The organism is Bittarella massiliensis (ex Durand et al. 2017), assembly GCF_009876955.1.
In the GTDB taxonomy this organism is placed as follows: domain Bacteria; phylum Bacillota; class Clostridia; order Oscillospirales; family Ruminococcaceae; genus Bittarella; species Bittarella massiliensis.
This window is the reverse complement of sequence record NZ_WWVY01000010.1, coordinates 40,774-54,107: the sequence shown is the minus strand read 5'-3', so window position 1 is coordinate 54,107 and position 13,334 is coordinate 40,774. Positions and strand designations below refer to the sequence as shown.

At 64.1% G+C, this 13,334-nt stretch carries 14 protein-coding genes; 4 read left to right on the top strand and 10 right to left on the bottom strand.

Annotation, left to right across the window (positions count from 1 at the left end; genetic code table 11):
* Positions 1-20 precede the first annotated feature (20 nt).
* From GT748_RS11760 to GT748_RS11745, 4 genes are read left to right on the top strand one after another with little or no spacing between them, the layout of a single operon-like run.
* Complete coding sequence (locus GT748_RS11760) at positions 21-1,502, top strand: M20/M25/M40 family metallo-hydrolase (protein ID WP_021658270.1); 1,482 nt, start codon at positions 21-23, stop codon at positions 1,500-1,502.
* Positions 1,503-1,505: 3 nt separating this feature from the next.
* Complete coding sequence (cls, locus tag GT748_RS11755; RefSeq protein ID WP_161213297.1) at positions 1,506-3,041, top strand: cardiolipin synthase; 1,536 nt, start codon at positions 1,506-1,508, stop codon at positions 3,039-3,041.
* Between the two features lie 40 nt (positions 3,042-3,081).
* The gene (locus GT748_RS11750) at positions 3,082-3,387 is read left to right on the top strand and encodes a TfoX/Sxy family DNA transformation protein (RefSeq protein WP_021658268.1); all 306 of its coding nucleotides are present in this window, start codon (positions 3,082-3,084) and stop codon (positions 3,385-3,387) included.
* Positions 3,384-3,629, top strand: coding sequence for an RDAC family protein (locus tag GT748_RS11745; protein WP_021658267.1), 246 nt, complete (start codon positions 3,384-3,386; stop codon positions 3,627-3,629). The genes GT748_RS11750 and GT748_RS11745 overlap by 4 nt, the downstream gene beginning before the upstream one ends.
* 62 nt (positions 3,630-3,691) lie before the next feature.
* On the opposite strand, the gene GT748_RS11740 is transcribed toward GT748_RS11745, so the two are convergent.
* From GT748_RS11740 to GT748_RS11695, 10 genes are all read right to left on the bottom strand, one after another.
* The gene (locus tag GT748_RS11740) at positions 3,692-4,396 is read right to left on the bottom strand and encodes a DUF1287 domain-containing protein (RefSeq protein ID WP_073260936.1); all 705 of its coding nucleotides are present in this window, start codon (positions 4,394-4,396) and stop codon (positions 3,692-3,694) included.
* Between the two features lie 149 nt (positions 4,397-4,545).
* Positions 4,546-5,214 carry a V-type ATP synthase subunit D gene (locus GT748_RS11735; protein ID WP_044991875.1) on the bottom strand — a complete coding sequence of 223 codons (669 nt, stop codon included), beginning with the start codon at positions 5,212-5,214 and terminating at the stop codon, positions 4,546-4,548.
* A gap of 33 nt (positions 5,215-5,247) precedes the next feature.
* Complete coding sequence (locus GT748_RS11730) at positions 5,248-6,621, bottom strand: V-type ATP synthase subunit B (protein WP_021658264.1); 1,374 nt, start codon at positions 6,619-6,621, stop codon at positions 5,248-5,250.
* Position 6,622: 1 nt separating this feature from the next.
* On the bottom strand, positions 6,623-8,395 hold the full coding sequence (locus GT748_RS11725) for a V-type ATP synthase subunit A (protein ID WP_073260938.1): 1,773 nt from the start codon (positions 8,393-8,395) through the stop codon (positions 6,623-6,625).
* Positions 8,392-8,742, bottom strand: a complete 351-nt coding sequence (locus GT748_RS11720) for a V-type ATP synthase subunit F (protein WP_021658261.1) — start codon at positions 8,740-8,742, stop codon at positions 8,392-8,394. Before GT748_RS11720 ends, GT748_RS11725 begins: the two co-directional genes overlap by 4 nt.
* On the bottom strand, positions 8,735-9,700 hold the full coding sequence (locus tag GT748_RS11715) for a V0D/AC39 family V-type ATPase subunit (protein WP_021658260.1): 966 nt from the start codon (positions 9,698-9,700) through the stop codon (positions 8,735-8,737). Before GT748_RS11715 ends, GT748_RS11720 begins: the two co-directional genes overlap by 8 nt.
* Before the next feature lie 35 nt (positions 9,701-9,735).
* Positions 9,736-10,332, bottom strand: coding sequence for a V-type ATP synthase subunit E (locus GT748_RS11710; RefSeq protein ID WP_021658259.1), 597 nt, complete (start codon positions 10,330-10,332; stop codon positions 9,736-9,738).
* A 31-nt stretch (positions 10,333-10,363) separates the two neighbouring features.
* Positions 10,364-10,846: a V-type ATP synthase subunit K gene (locus GT748_RS11705; protein ID WP_021658258.1), complete on the bottom strand. Its 483-nt coding sequence runs from the start codon at positions 10,844-10,846 to the stop codon at positions 10,364-10,366.
* A gap of 1 nt (position 10,847) precedes the next feature.
* Complete coding sequence (locus tag GT748_RS11700; RefSeq protein WP_021658257.1) at positions 10,848-12,860, bottom strand: V-type ATP synthase subunit I; 2,013 nt, start codon at positions 12,858-12,860, stop codon at positions 10,848-10,850.
* Positions 12,861-12,900: 40 nt separating this feature from the next.
* Positions 12,901-13,209 (bottom strand): hypothetical protein, encoded by a 309-nt coding sequence (locus tag GT748_RS11695; protein WP_021658256.1) that lies wholly within the window; start codon positions 13,207-13,209, stop codon positions 12,901-12,903.
* Positions 13,210-13,334 lie beyond the last annotated feature (125 nt).

The window sequence follows — 13,334 nt, the reverse complement described above, 5'->3', positions numbered from 1 at the left end:
CGAGAGGGGAGAGAGGACAGATGGGTTGGATCATTTTGTGGGCGGTGCTGGGGCTTTTGCTGCTGCTAATTGCCGCCATCCTGGTCAACACCCTGCGGGTGGGGATCAAGTCGGTGTCGCCCCAGGGGGCGCCCCTGCCGCCGGAGGAGCGGGTCGCGCACTACGCCGAGACCCTCTCTCGGATGCTGGCACAGGAGACGGTCACTGTGGCCCCCGGCGGGGACCTGTCAAAGATCTACGCCTTTCACCGGTTGCTGGAGGAGCTCTACCCCAACATCCACCGCCAGTTGGAGCGGGTGGAGCTGGACGGCGCCCTCCTCTTTCACTGGAGGGGGAGCGGCCGCTCCGACCGGCTGCCCCTGCTGCTCATGTCCCACATGGACGTGGTCCCCGCCGAAGGGGCGTGGAGCCACCCGCCCTTTGCCGGCGAGGTTGAGGAGGGGATCATCTGGGGCCGGGGCGCGGTGGACACCAAGGGCTCCCTCTGCGGCTTTATGAACGCGGTGGAGGAGCTGTTGGCCGAGGGGTACGTCCCCCCGCAGGACGTCTATCTGGCCTCCTCCTGCAACGAGGAGATCAACGGCCCCGGCGCCCCCGCCACGGTGGACTACCTGGCCGCCCAGGGGGTCAAGCTGGGCCTGGTGCTGGACGAGGGGGGCGCGGTGGCCGACAGCCCCCTGCCCGGCCTCGACTGCAAGTTCGCCATGATCGGTTTGATGGAGAAGGGGAACGCCCAGGTCAAGTTTGTGGCCAAGTCAAAGGGCGGCCACGCCTCCACGCCCCCCAGGGGCACCCCCCTGGCCCGGCTGGCGGGGATGGTGAACTACATAGAGAAGAAAAACCCCTTCTCGGTGCAGTTCACCCCGCCGGTGGAGGGGATGTTCCGGGAGATGGCCCCCTATATGAGCATGCCCCTGCGGCTGGTGCTGGCAAATCTCTGGCTCTTTAAGCCCCTGCTCAAGTCGGTCCTCCCCAAATTCAGCGCCCAGGCCGGGGCCATGCTCCAGACCACCTGCGCCTTTACCATGGCCGCGGGGAGCGAGGCGGCCAACGTCATCCCCCAGGAGGCGTCCATCACCGCCAACCTGCGCTTCATGTCCCACGAGCGCAAGGAGGCCACCATGCAGAAGCTGCGCGCCATCGGCGAGCGCTTTGACGTGGAGGTGCAGCTGGTCTCGGGGTGGGACTGCTCGGGCGTCTCCTCCGCCGACAGCTATGGCTACCAGGCGGTAAAGGCCTGCGTGCAGAAAACCTTCCCCGAGGCGGGGGTGGCCCCCTACATCATGTTGCAGGGGAGCGATTCCCGCCACTACGAGAGGATTTGCGACTGCGTGCTCCGCTTTGCCCCCCTCTCCATCGACAAACAGCAGCTGGGCAGCATCCACGGGGTGGACGAAAACCTCAGCGTGGAGGCGCTGGCCAAGGCGGTCCTCTTTTACAAGGAGCTGGTGCAGGGCTATTTCTCCGCCGCACCGGCAAAATCAGAGCACAGACAAGGATAACGTATGAAAAAAATAGCCAAGGTCCTGCTCAGCAGGATCGTCATCGTGGGGGTCTTGATCCTCCTGCAAGCGGCCTTTCTGGTGGTCGCCATCTGGCGCCTCAGCGAGGAGTTCGTCTACTTACAGCCCATTCTCATCGTCCTCAGCGGCCTCTGCGCCGTCTGGGTCATCTCCAAGGACGACAACCCGGCCTACAAGATCCCTTGGATCCTCATCGTCATGGCCCTGCCCATCTTCGGCGGGCTCTTCTACGTCTTTTTCGGCAACAACAAGGTGCCCCGAGCCCTGCGCGGCCGGGTCAGCGAGGTCTACGACAAGACCAAGGATGAGTTGATCGCCAACCGGGTGGTCACCGAGGAGATCGAGTCCATGAGCCGGCACACCGCCAAACAGTCCCTCTACATCAGCAACAACTCCTTCTACCCGGTCTACAAGAACACCGAGACCTGCTACCTCTCCCCGGGGGAGCGGATGTTTGAGAAGCTGGTGGAGGAGCTGGAAAAGGCCCAGCACTTCATCTTTATGGAGTACTTTATCGTTCAGGCCGGGGTGATGTGGGATACGGTGCTGGAGATCTTGGAGCGCAAGGCCGCCCAGGGGGTGGATGTGCGGATGCTCTACGACGACGTGGGCAGCCTGGTCACCCTTCCCAGCGGCTACTACAAGGAGCTGCGCCAGAAGGGGATCAAGTGTTACGCCTTCAACAAGTTCCGCCCTCGGCTGCAGATGCAGATGAACAACCGCGACCACCGCAAGATCACCGTCATCGACGGGTATGTGGGCTTCACCGGCGGCATCAATCTGGCCGACGAGTACATCAACGGCTACGAGAAGCACGGCCACTGGAAGGACGCCTCCATCATGCTCAAGGGGGAGGCGGTCTGGAACCTGACGGTGATGTTCCTGCAATTCTGGCAGTACGAGACCAAGAAGGGGGAGGAGTTCAGCCAGTTTCGCCCCGAGCGGTACATGCCCGCCCCCTGCGAGAGCGACGGCTACGTGCAGCCCTACGCCGACAGCCCCATGGACGACGAGATCGTGGGGGAGCAGGTCTACCTGAACATCATCAACAACGCCACCGAATACGTCTATATCAACACCCCCTACCTGATTGTCGACAACGAGGTGGTGACCGCCCTCAACCTGGCAGCCAAAAGCGGCATCGACGTGCGGATCGTCACCCCCCATGTGCCCGACAAGTGGTATGTGCACATGGTGACCCGCTCCTACTACAAACAACTGCTGGAGGCGGGGGTCAAAATCTACGAGTACACCCCCGGCTTCATCCACTCCAAGACCTTTGTCGCCGACGACAAGGTGGCGGTGGTGGGCACCACCAACCTGGACTTTCGCAGCCTCTACCTGCACTTTGAGTGTGGCGTCTGGATGTACCGCTCCAAGGCGGTGCTCCAGCTGAAAAAGGACTTTTTGCAGACCCTGGAGTGCTGCGAGCAGATGACCATGAAAAAGTACAATGCCATCCCCCTCTACAAGCGGATGTTCGCGGCGGTGCTGCGGGTGTTCTCCCCCCTGATGTAGGGGGATTTGAGGCGGGGCGGAGAAGAGAGGAGGGCGCGAGATGGAACTTCATCAGATAACCGGTCTGGGCCGGGTGGCGGAGGAAAAGCTGCGCCGCGCGGGGATCGAGACCCCGGAGCAGCTGCGGGCGGTCGGGGCCAAGGAGGCCCTGCTGCGGGTGCGGCTGCACGCCGACCCGGGGGCCTGCCTGCACCTGCTCTACGCCCTGGAAGGGGCCATCCGCGGCCTGCCGAAGAAGGAGCTGTCCCCCGACGTGAAGGCCGATTTAAAGGCCTTTTACAGCGGTTTGGAGAGCGGGCAAACAGCCGCGGCCGGCCGGGCCGCAGAGAGGGGAGAGGGAAAATGAACATCATCTCACTGACCGACATTCTCGACTGCAACCACCTGTTGGAGGAGCGGGGCCTGGCCTTTCGCGTCCACCTGCGGGACGCCTGCGGCAAACAGTCCTGCTGGATCGAACCGTTGGGGGAGTGCGCCTGTTCCGGCCGCTTTGAGGAGATGCGCCGGACGGTGGAGGCATTTTTCGCCGCCCGCCGCTTTCGCATCACCTACGGCGACGAGGAGAAGCTCACGTTCTGGGTCGATTGAATTTGAAAAACAAAAAGGGGAGAGGGACCGCCGGTGTCAGGCGGTCCCTCTCCTCTTTTTTTTTATACGATGAACCGGTAGTGCCCGGTGATGGTGCGGTGGGTGAGGGCGTCCTCCTCCTTTTGGGGCTGGCCGTCCTGGTGGATGATATAGGGCACCCCGTCCCGGTTGCGCTTGTCCGAGACGATGGCGATGTGGCTGGGGCTGAAGGTGACAATATCCCCCGGCTGCCAGTCGGCCACCTGGTAGGGGTCCAGGGTGAGGACGGCGCAGTGGCGGGAAAAGAAGACCGCCAGGTTTTTGACCCGCCGAAAGTCGATGTTCGCATCCTCCGCGCCGGGGTAGGCGTCCGGCTCCAGGGCAATGTCCGCATCCACCATCCCCTTTAGGTCGTACCCGGCGTGGGCCAGCGCCCGCCAGACCACGTCGGTGCAGGCGCCCCTGCCCGCCTCCGGATAGCCGCCCGCCGCATAGGAGTTGTCGTAGATGGGGTTTTCCTCCACCGCCTTTCGGGCCCCCTCGAGGATGTCGCTGAAATCGTCCACCCCGTTGCCGTTGCGGTCGGTTTCACTGTGCAGGGTCTCAATGCCAAAATCCGCCGCTGTGTAGCTGCGCTTGGGGAGGAGGGAGTAGTAATCCAGCGCCCCGAAAATCACCGCGAGGACCACCAGCACAGAGAGGGAGAACAGCACGGTCTGCTGCTTTCCCCACCGCCGGCGGGGGACCTGTGCGCCCCCTTCGGCCCCCGACTGCAGCTGTTTTTTCATCGTCCAGTCCCCCTTTCCCACCCATCGTCCGCCGCCCCCGCAGAAGGGGCCGGCCCAGTCGATGTTTTTTCTATTATAGCCCATCTCCCCGACAAAGAAAAGAGGGCCGCTCCCCCTTTCGGTGGGGGAGCGGCCCTCTCGGCAGGTCGTCAGTCGGCGGCCTGGCGCTCCTTGTAGTGGTGCGCCTGTTCGAGCATCATGTCCTTGACCTTCATCAGCCGGATCTGGGTGCTGCGCTCGTTCTCGTCCAGCTTCATGGTAATGTAGCGGATGTTCTCCTGGGTCTCGGGGATCATCACGTGCTCCAGGGCGTTGACCCGGCGGCGGGTCTTTTCGATTTCGGCCGCCATCAGCTGGCAGGCCTTTTCGCACTCGGCCAGTTGCAGCAGGTCGGGCAGCACGTCCGCCAAGCTCTTCACCGCCCCGTCCAGCTCGCTGGAGGTAAAGGCAAAGCCGTAGGAGTAGATGTCCCCCGGGTCGGAGGTCCGGGTCCGGTAGGAGAACTGGGGGACCTCCACGCTCATCACGTTGCGGGCCCCCGCGTCCAGGGTGACCTCCTGTTTGGGGGTCATCAGGGCGGCGGCCAGATACTCGTCCTCCATGGCGGCGCGGGCCATCACAAAGTTTTGGTTGGCGGCGCCGATGCCCCGCTCCACCTTTTCCCGCAGGGCCTTGTTCACCCGCACCAGCTCCAAAAACTGCCGCATCAGCTCGTCTCGCTTGTCCTTGAGCAGCTTGTGTCCCCGCACGGCGGTGGCCAACTTTTTCTTCTGCTTGGTCAGCTCCATCCGGGTGGGATTTACATGGGTAGATGCCAACGGTATTCCCCCTTTCTATGGGTTTTGGCGGGCTCAGTCGGCCGAGTAGTACTCGTCCAGGTATTCGTCCTTGATCCGCTTGAGCTCGCTCCGGGGGAGGATGCGCAGCAGCTTCCAGCCGATGTCCAGGGTCTCCTCAATGCTGCGGTCGGCGTGGTAGCCCTGGGAGACGTACTCCCGCTCAAACTCGTCGGCGAACTTGGCGTAGAGCTTGTCGATGTCGGTGAGGGCCGCCTCGCCCAGCACCACCATCAACTCCTTGGCCTCCTTGCCGCGGGCGTAGGCGGAGAAGAGCTGGTTCATGGTGTTGGCGTGGTCCGCCCGGGTCTTGCCCTCGCCAATGCCCTTGTCCTTGAGCCGGGAGAGGGAGGGGAGGACGTCGATGGGCGGGGTGACGTTTTTGCGGTAGAGTTCCCGGCTGAGGATGATCTGCCCCTCGGTGATGTAGCCGGTCAGGTCGGGGATGGGGTGGGTCTTGTCGTCCTCGGGCATGGTGAGGATGGGGATCATGGTGATGCTCCCGTTTTTCCCCTTCTGCCGCCCAGCGCGCTCGTAGAGGCTGGCCAGGTCGGTGTACATGTAGCCCGGGTAGCCGCGGCGGCCGGGGACCTCTTTGCGGGCCGCCGAGATCTCGCGCAGGGCGTCGGCGTAGTTGGTGATGTCGGTGAGGATGACCAGCACGTGCATCCCCTTGTCAAAGGCCAGGTACTCGGCGGCCGTGAGGGCCATGCGGGGGGTGGCGATCCGCTCGACGGCGGGGTCGTTGGCCAGGTTGACAAAGAGGACGGTCCGGTCGATGGCGCCGGTCTCCTTGAAGCTCTCGATAAAGAAGTTGGCCTCTTCAAAGGTGATGCCCATGGCGGCAAAGACCACGGCGAAGGGCTCGTCAGTGCCCCGGACCTTTGCCTGGCGGGCGATCTGGGCGGCCAGCTCGGCGTGGGGGAGGCCGGAGGCGGAGAAGATGGGCAGCTTCTGCCCGCGCACCAGGGTGTTGAGCCCGTCGATGGCGGAGATGCCGGTCTGAATGAACTCCTGCGGGTAGTTGCGGGCGGCGGGGTTCATGGGCAGGCCGTTGACGTCCAGCCGCTTTTCGGGCAGGATGTCGGGCCCCCCGTCCATGGGGCGGCCCAGGCCGTCAAAGACCCGGCTGAGCATGTCTTCCGACACCCCCAGCTCCATGGTGCGGCCCAAAAAGCGGACCTTCGAGCTGTCCAGATTGATGCCGGCGGAGTTTTCAAAGAGCTGGACCAGGGCGTTGCCGCCGTCGATCTCCAGCACCTTACAGCGCCGGGTCTCGCCGTTTTGCAGCTCGATCTCGCCCAGTTCGTTGTAGGTGACGTTCTCCACCCCGCGAACCAGCATCAGAGGACCGGCCACTTCCTGTATGGTGCGGTATTCCTTTGGCATATTACTCCTCCTCCTTCCGGTTCAGCAGGTCGGCGACCTCGCTCTGCAACTGGTGCAGGACGTTGTTGTACTCCCGCTCCATCTCCTCGTCGGGGGTGTACTTGAAGCGGCCGATCTGCTCGCGCACCGGCAGCTTGACCAGCGACTCCACCGAGGCGCCCTGGTTCAGAGCCTTGGTGGCCTCGTCGAAGTAGGCCAGCACCAGCCGCATCATGGCGCCCTGTTTCTGGGGCGGGGTGTAGGTGTCCACCTCGTGGAAGGCGTCCTGGTGGAGGAAGTCCTCGCGGATCGAGCGGGCCGCCTCCAGCTTCAGCCGGTCGGGGGCGGAGAGGGCGTCCATCCCCACCAGTTTGACGATCTCGTCGAGCTCGGCCTCCTCCTGCAGCAGCCGCATCAGCCGGTTGCGCAGGTCGGTCCAGTCCTCCTCCACATTGGCGGAAAACCACCTGCCGATGGTGTCGGCGTAGAGGGAGTAGGAGGTCAGCCAGTTGATGGCGGGGAAGTGGCGGGAGTAGGCCAGGTTGGAGTCCAGGCTCCAGAACACCTTGACGATGCGCAGGGTGGCCTGGCTCACCGGCTCGGAGATGTCGCCGCCCGGAGGGGAGACGGCCCCGATGACCGAGAGGGCGCCCTCGCGGCCGTCCTGGCCCAGGGAGATGACCCGCCCGGCGCGCTCGTAGAACTGGGCCAGACGGCTGCCCAGGTAGGCGGGGTAGCCCTCCTCGCCGGGCATCTCCTCCAGCCGGCCGGACATCTCGCGCAGGGCCTCGGCCCAGCGGGAGGTGGAGTCGGCCATCAGCGCCACCGAGTAGCCCATGTCGCGGAAGTACTCGGCAATGGTGATGCCGGTGTAGATGGACGCCTCGCGGGCGGCCACCGGCATGTCGGAGGTGTTGGCGATGAGGACGGTGCGCTCCATCAGGGAGTAGCCGGTCTTGGGGTCCTTCAGCTCGGGGAACTCGTTGAGCACGTCGGTCATCTCGTTGCCGCGCTCGCCGCAGCCGATGTAGACCACGATGTCCGCCTCCGACCACTTGGCCAGCTGGTGCTGCACCACCGTCTTGCCGCTGCCGAAGGGGCCGGGCACGGCGGCCACGCCGCCCTTGGCGATGGGGAAGAGGGTGTCGATGACCCGCTGCCCGGTGACCAGGGGCACGTCGGGGGAGAGTTTCTCCCGGTAGGGCCGCCCCACCCGGACCGGCCACTTCTGCATCAGGGTCAATTCGCGCTCGCCACCCTCGTCCAGGGCGACGGTGGCCACCGTATCTTCAATGGTGTACTCGCCCCCCTCGATTTTGGCGAGGGTGCCGGACACCCCCTGGGGGACCATGATCTTGTGCAGGACCACCGGGGTCTCCTGCACGGTGCCGATGATGTCGCCGGGGACGACCCTGTCCCCGACCTTGGCGCTGGGGACAAAATTCCACCTGTCGGCCCGCTTGAGGGAGGGGATGGACACCCCGCGCTGCAAGTTGTTGCCGGTGGCCTTCATGATGTCGTCCAGCGGGCGCTGGATGCCGTCGAAGATGCTGCCGATGAGGCCGGGCCCCAGCTCGACGCTCATGGGGGACCCGGTGGACTCCACCGGCTCGCCCGGCCCCAGGCCGGAGGTCTCCTCGTAGACCTGTATGGAAGCCAGGTCGCCGTGCATCTCGATGATCTCGCCGATGAGGTGTTGCTCGCTCACCCGCACCACGTCAAACATGTTGGCGTCGCGCATCCCCTCGGCAATGACCAGCGGGCCGGCCACCTTTTTGATGGTACCTGTGCTCATTTCTCTTCACCTGCTTTGCTCTCATTGGAATCGCCGCCAAACAGAATATCGCTGCCGACGGCCTGCTCGACCGATTTTTTGACCAGTGCCTCGCCGATCCCGGTGTTCCCGATCACGCCGGGAATGGGGATGATGGCGGGCAGCGGTGCCTCCCGATAGCGGTCCACCACCTCGGAAAGCGCCTCGAACAGGGCCTCGGTCATGTAGATGATGGCGTAGTTGCCACCGGCCAGCTCCTTGAGCTTTTTGCCGGCGGCGACGGGGTCGTCTATGGAATAGGTGTCCAGGCCCAGGGCGGCGAAGCCGTACACGCTGTCCCGGTCGCCCATGACCGCGATCTTATACATACATCTCACGCGCCCTTTCCCGGAGGAACTCCTCCGACAGGCCGTTTCGCTTGCCTGCCAGAATGATCCGCACCGTCTTGATCTCGTTTTCCCGCGCCAGGATGTAGGCGCAGAGGGGGCCGATGGTAAAGGGGTTGTGCAGTTGGGGGCGGATCTCCCGGATGATCAGGTTGTCGCACCACCGCTCAAAGGCGGAGGGGCTCTCCCGCAACTGCTCGATGGCGTCGGCATAGGGGGTGTACTGCAGGTACTCGCAGATGGCGTCGAGACCCTTGACGGCGGCGTCGGCCAGGGCCGAGACGTCCAGGCTGTCGCAGGGGGCCAGGGCGTCCTGCACAAAGCTCTTTTTCTTCTTCATCCCCGCGCAGCGCACGGCGGTCTTGATGTCGGCGGCCGCCACGGTGCGCTCGGCGTACCCGGCGATCAGCTCGTTGCCCGAGGCCTTGCCCGCCTTCAGGATGGCGCTCAGCGCCGCCCGATCCAGCAGGATGTCGCAGAGCTGGCCGTCGTGGGTGTGCAGCAGCACCCGAAAGGCCTTTTCCGCCGCCTGGCGCATCTCCTCGGGCAGGGGGGCGTAGTCGTGCTCCTCCACCGCCTTGACGATGACCTCCCGGGGGATGGAGCCGTTTTCCACGAACACCCCCTCGGCGCTGGCGCCGGTGCAGACCATCTTGATGGCCGTCTTCAGGTTGTGGTAGTCCGCCGGGTACAAAAACACGTCGAACACAGAGAGGTCGTCCACCAGTTCGCCCATCAGCTCCCAGGTCTTCTGCCGCTGGGCGCGCAGCACCTCTTCGTCGCTCTCCTCCGGCTTGCCCCAGCCCTTTTCCCCCAGCAGGCGGCGGCAGTCCTCGTGGGTCTTGCAGCCAATGAGCTGGTCGATAAACGGGCCGTTCAGGAGTTCAAGCTCCTTGGAGCGCAGCCGGGTCACGGCAAAGGTGTACAGGTTTTCAGACATGGTGACCCCTCCTTTTCGGTGCCCGACGGCACCGGTTACTCAAACAGCACCCCGCAGACGGCGTCCTGCAGCCGGTCCCTGGCGGCGGAGAAGAGCGCCGAGAAGGAGCAGTTCTCCTCGATGCCGCCGTAGACCAGCACAAAGCCGCCGTCGATGGGGCGGGTGCCGTCGGCCAGGGCGAGGGCGGCGCCGCTGCCCTCCAGCCGGGTCTTGAGGTCTTTGAGGAAGGCGGGGGGGACCCGCTCCCTGTCCCGGGTGTTGAGATAGAGCACCCCGCTCTCGCCGGGTTGGGCGTTTTTCTCGATCAATTCGGCCAGGAGGGAGAAGTACTCCTCCTCCGGGGCGTTGACCAGGGAGAGGCGGGCCTCTTCCAAAATTTCGGTGACCAGCTGCTGTTTGGCCTGCAAGAGGCGGGCCTTTTGGCGCAGCGCCGCGGCCGAGACCGCCCGCTCGTGCAGCTGGGCGACCTCTCTGCGGGAGTCCTCGGCGATCTTGGCGGCCCGCTTTTCGCCCTCGGCGCGGCCCTGCAATTCGATCTGGGCCGCCTCCTGCCGGGCGTCCTGCAACAGCTCTTCCACCCGGGCGCTGGACTCGCTCTGTATCTGCTGGATGATTTTTTCAAGTCCTGTCATAGACAAGCAACTCCTAACTCTTTGGAATCGGTCAGATGTTCAGGCCGCCGATGCCGAAGATCGAGAGGATGGAGATCAGCAGGGCCAGAATGGCGTAGGTCTCGACCATGGCGGGGAGGATGATGGCCTTGCCGAAGGTCTCGGGGCGCTTGCAGAACATGCCGATGCTGGCCACCGAGGCGCGGGCCTGGCGGATGGCGGAATACAGCCCCACAAAGCCCATGGGCAGGCAGGCGCAAAAGTAGAGCAGACCCTTGGCCAGGCTCATCTCGGCGCTGCCGCCCATGATGCCGATCTGGGTCAGGGTGATGAAGGCGATCAGCAGGCCGTAGATGCCCTGGGTGCCGGGGAGAAGCTGCAGGATCAGCACCTTGCCAAAGCGGCCCGGCTCCTCGGTGATAGCGCCCGCAGCGGCCTCACCGGCCATGCCGACGCCGATGGCCGAACCGATGCCGGCCAGCAGTGCGGCCAGCGCCGCGCCCAACAGTGCAAAAGCAATACCAAGAGAACTCATTTCATTTTTCCTCCTTGAATTTGAAGTATTTGGTGTGGGCCCCAAACGGGGAGAACCCGCGTCCGCCGCCCTCGTAAAACTTGCCGAAGAACTCGACAAACTGCAGGCGGTTGGTGTGCACGTAGGCGCCCAGCAGGTTGATGCCGATGTTCAGGGTGTGGCCGATCAAAAAGACCACGGTGAAGAGGATCGCGCCCCCCACGCCGCCGCCCAGCATGGTGCCCATCTTGTTGAACACCGTGGCGATGACGCCGGTGGCCAGTCCCAGGGCCAGCAGCCGGGAGTAGGAGAGGATGTCGCTGAGGTAGCTGGTGACCCCGTAGACCCCGTAGAGGCCCTTGAGCAGCCGCTTGAAGGGGTTGCGGGAATCCCGCCCAGAAAAGGCGATGATCCCCAGGGCGCCCAGCCCCGCCACAACGGCGGCCACCGTCCCCACGGTGGGGGAGAGGGTGAAGGAGAGGCCCATCATATTGGTGATCATCTCCATGGTCAGCAGGTAGACGACCGCGCCGCCCACCAACATATACCAAAAGACCACGTCGTAGACGGCGTCTTTGACCTTGCCCTCCCGGCAGAGCTGGTAAAACTTCATCCCCAGCCCAACGAAGAGGTGGATGATGCCCAGCAGGAAGGAGAAGACCAGCAGCCGCATGGGCTCGCTCACCGGCTCGAACCAGAGGGCCTTGAAGGTCAGGTCGCTGTGGAAGAAGGTGCTGGCGATGACCCCCACCGCGTCGCCGAAGAAGCCGCCGAAGAGCACCCCCCAGACGGTGGTGGAGATGCCGCAGTAGAGGAACATCTGCATCGACTTCTTCAGCCCCGACTCGATGTTTTTGCACTTGAGGAGCACAAAGGAGCAGGCGGCCACCATGATCAGCCCGTACCCCGCGTCCGACAGCATCATCCCGAAGAGGACGTAGTAGAAGATGGCCATCACCGAAGTGGGGTCCACCTCGCCCCGGCCGGGCAGGCTGTAGGAGGCGACGACCCCCTCCACCGGGGCGGCCAGGGGCCCGTTTTTCAGGGCGACGGGCACGTCCTCGTCCGGCGCGGGGTCAAAGAAGTCGAGGGCCACGTCGAAGTGGGCGGTGAGCTCCGACTCCAGGGCGGGGACGTCCCGGGCGGCGATGTAGCCGGTGAGCACAAAGGTGCGCTTGGACTGCATCAGCTTGCCGATGACCCCGTATTTCTCCTCCCGCATGACGTAGAAGTCCGACAGCAGTTTCAAATCCTGCCGGTGCTCGGCCAGGGAGTGGATCTCCGCCACGTCGGCGTCGATTTTAGCCTGCAACTTGTCGATCCGCTCTTCCAACAGCCGCTTTTTGTCCGCCGGGACCCGGTGGGTGACGTGGGCGGGCCGGGCAAAGCCCATCTCCCGCAGCGCGTCCTCGGCCTGCTGGGCCTCGCTCTTGGTGGCGGTCACAAAGAGGCAGGTCTGTTCCCGCGAGGCGCTGACGATCTCGATGTCCACTGCCGAGACGCTCTCGGCGCGGGACTTGAGCTCGGTGTAGATGCCCTCCAATGTCCACTCCCCGGGCAGGGCCCCCACAAAGGAGTCGGTGGCGTGGGTGCCGGGGTGGCGCATGGGCACATCCAGCCCCAGCCAGGGGGTCAGCTCCTCCACCTGGGCCTGCATGCGGGGGATCTCCGCCCGCTGTTCGGCCACCCGTTTGTCCAGCGCCTGCAGCCGGTAGGCGACTTTTAGGGTCTCGTCCTGCCGGTCCTGAAAGGCGGTGTACTCCTCCAAGGTCATTTCCTGGCGGCCCTCCAGCATCGACAGAAGCGGCTTTTGCTCGGGGGCGAACCGGGCCAGCACGTCCAGCGCCTGATTGGCGAGGGCGGCATTCTTTTGAAAAATGCTCCTGGCTTGGCTCATGTCGGCGTGGGTGAAGACCTCGTCCTCGCCGGTGTCCTGCACCTCCACCGCGCCCCGGCGCTGCAGCAGCTCCAAGATCGCCTTGCGGTTTTTCTTGAGGGCGCACAGCTGCAGCCGCTTCATAGGCAGTACGGCCATAGGCAAATGCCTCCTTTCTCGTGTTTCTTTTGAAAACGCCCTACAAAAGGGCCTGCTTCACCGCTTGTATCGCGGCAGGCCGCTTTTCCAGGGCGTCTTCGCGCAGTTTTTGCGCCTGCGCGTCGGCTTCTCTCTCCGCTCTCTGCAAAAGGTCGTCTTGATCGCGCTTGGCCTGGGCCAGCGCCTTGGCCGCCTCCAACTGGGCGCTCTGCGCCAACTCCACCGCGGCGCGGTCTGCGTTTTGGCGGGCGGTCTCCACCAGTTCTTTTGCGGCGCGGACCGCTTCCTTTTCCGCCCGCTCCGCCGCCAGTTCCGCCTGGCGGATCGCCTCCACTGTCTCTTGTGCCATTCTCTCACCACCTGACTGTATACTCTGCAAAAGGTATAAGCATTATTATAGCGCGTTTTGCCCACCTAATCAAATACATTATCACCATATTTCCCCTTTTTTACCCTCCCGGCCTCTCTTTTTTT

Excerpts from the sequence above, each read along its gene's own strand:
- GT748_RS11730 (WP_021658264.1), bottom strand. The coding sequence starts at position 6,621 with ATGCCAAAGGAATACCGCACCATACAGGAAGTGGCCGGTCCTCTGATG.
- GT748_RS11720 (WP_021658261.1), bottom strand. The coding sequence starts at position 8,742 with ATGTATAAGATCGCGGTCATGGGCGACCGGGACAGCGTGTACGGCTTC.
- GT748_RS11760 (WP_021658270.1), top strand. The coding sequence starts at position 21 with ATGGGTTGGATCATTTTGTGGGCGGTGCTGGGGCTTTTGCTGCTGCTA.
- GT748_RS11695 (WP_021658256.1), bottom strand. The coding sequence starts at position 13,209 with ATGGCACAAGAGACAGTGGAGGCGATCCGCCAGGCGGAACTGGCGGCG.
- GT748_RS11745 (WP_021658267.1), top strand. The coding sequence starts at position 3,384 with ATGAACATCATCTCACTGACCGACATTCTCGACTGCAACCACCTGTTG.
- GT748_RS11710 (WP_021658259.1), bottom strand. The coding sequence starts at position 10,332 with ATGACAGGACTTGAAAAAATCATCCAGCAGATACAGAGCGAGTCCAGC.
- GT748_RS11740 (WP_073260936.1), bottom strand. The coding sequence starts at position 4,396 with ATGAAAAAACAGCTGCAGTCGGGGGCCGAAGGGGGCGCACAGGTCCCC.
- GT748_RS11700 (WP_021658257.1), bottom strand. The coding sequence starts at position 12,860 with ATGGCCGTACTGCCTATGAAGCGGCTGCAGCTGTGCGCCCTCAAGAAA.
- GT748_RS11715 (WP_021658260.1), bottom strand. The coding sequence starts at position 9,700 with ATGTCTGAAAACCTGTACACCTTTGCCGTGACCCGGCTGCGCTCCAAG.
- GT748_RS11725 (WP_073260938.1), bottom strand. The coding sequence starts at position 8,395 with ATGAGCACAGGTACCATCAAAAAGGTGGCCGGCCCGCTGGTCATTGCC.
- GT748_RS11750 (WP_021658268.1), top strand. The coding sequence starts at position 3,082 with ATGGAACTTCATCAGATAACCGGTCTGGGCCGGGTGGCGGAGGAAAAG.
- cls (WP_161213297.1), top strand. The coding sequence starts at position 1,506 with ATGAAAAAAATAGCCAAGGTCCTGCTCAGCAGGATCGTCATCGTGGGG.
- GT748_RS11705 (WP_021658258.1), bottom strand. The coding sequence starts at position 10,846 with ATGAGTTCTCTTGGTATTGCTTTTGCACTGTTGGGCGCGGCGCTGGCC.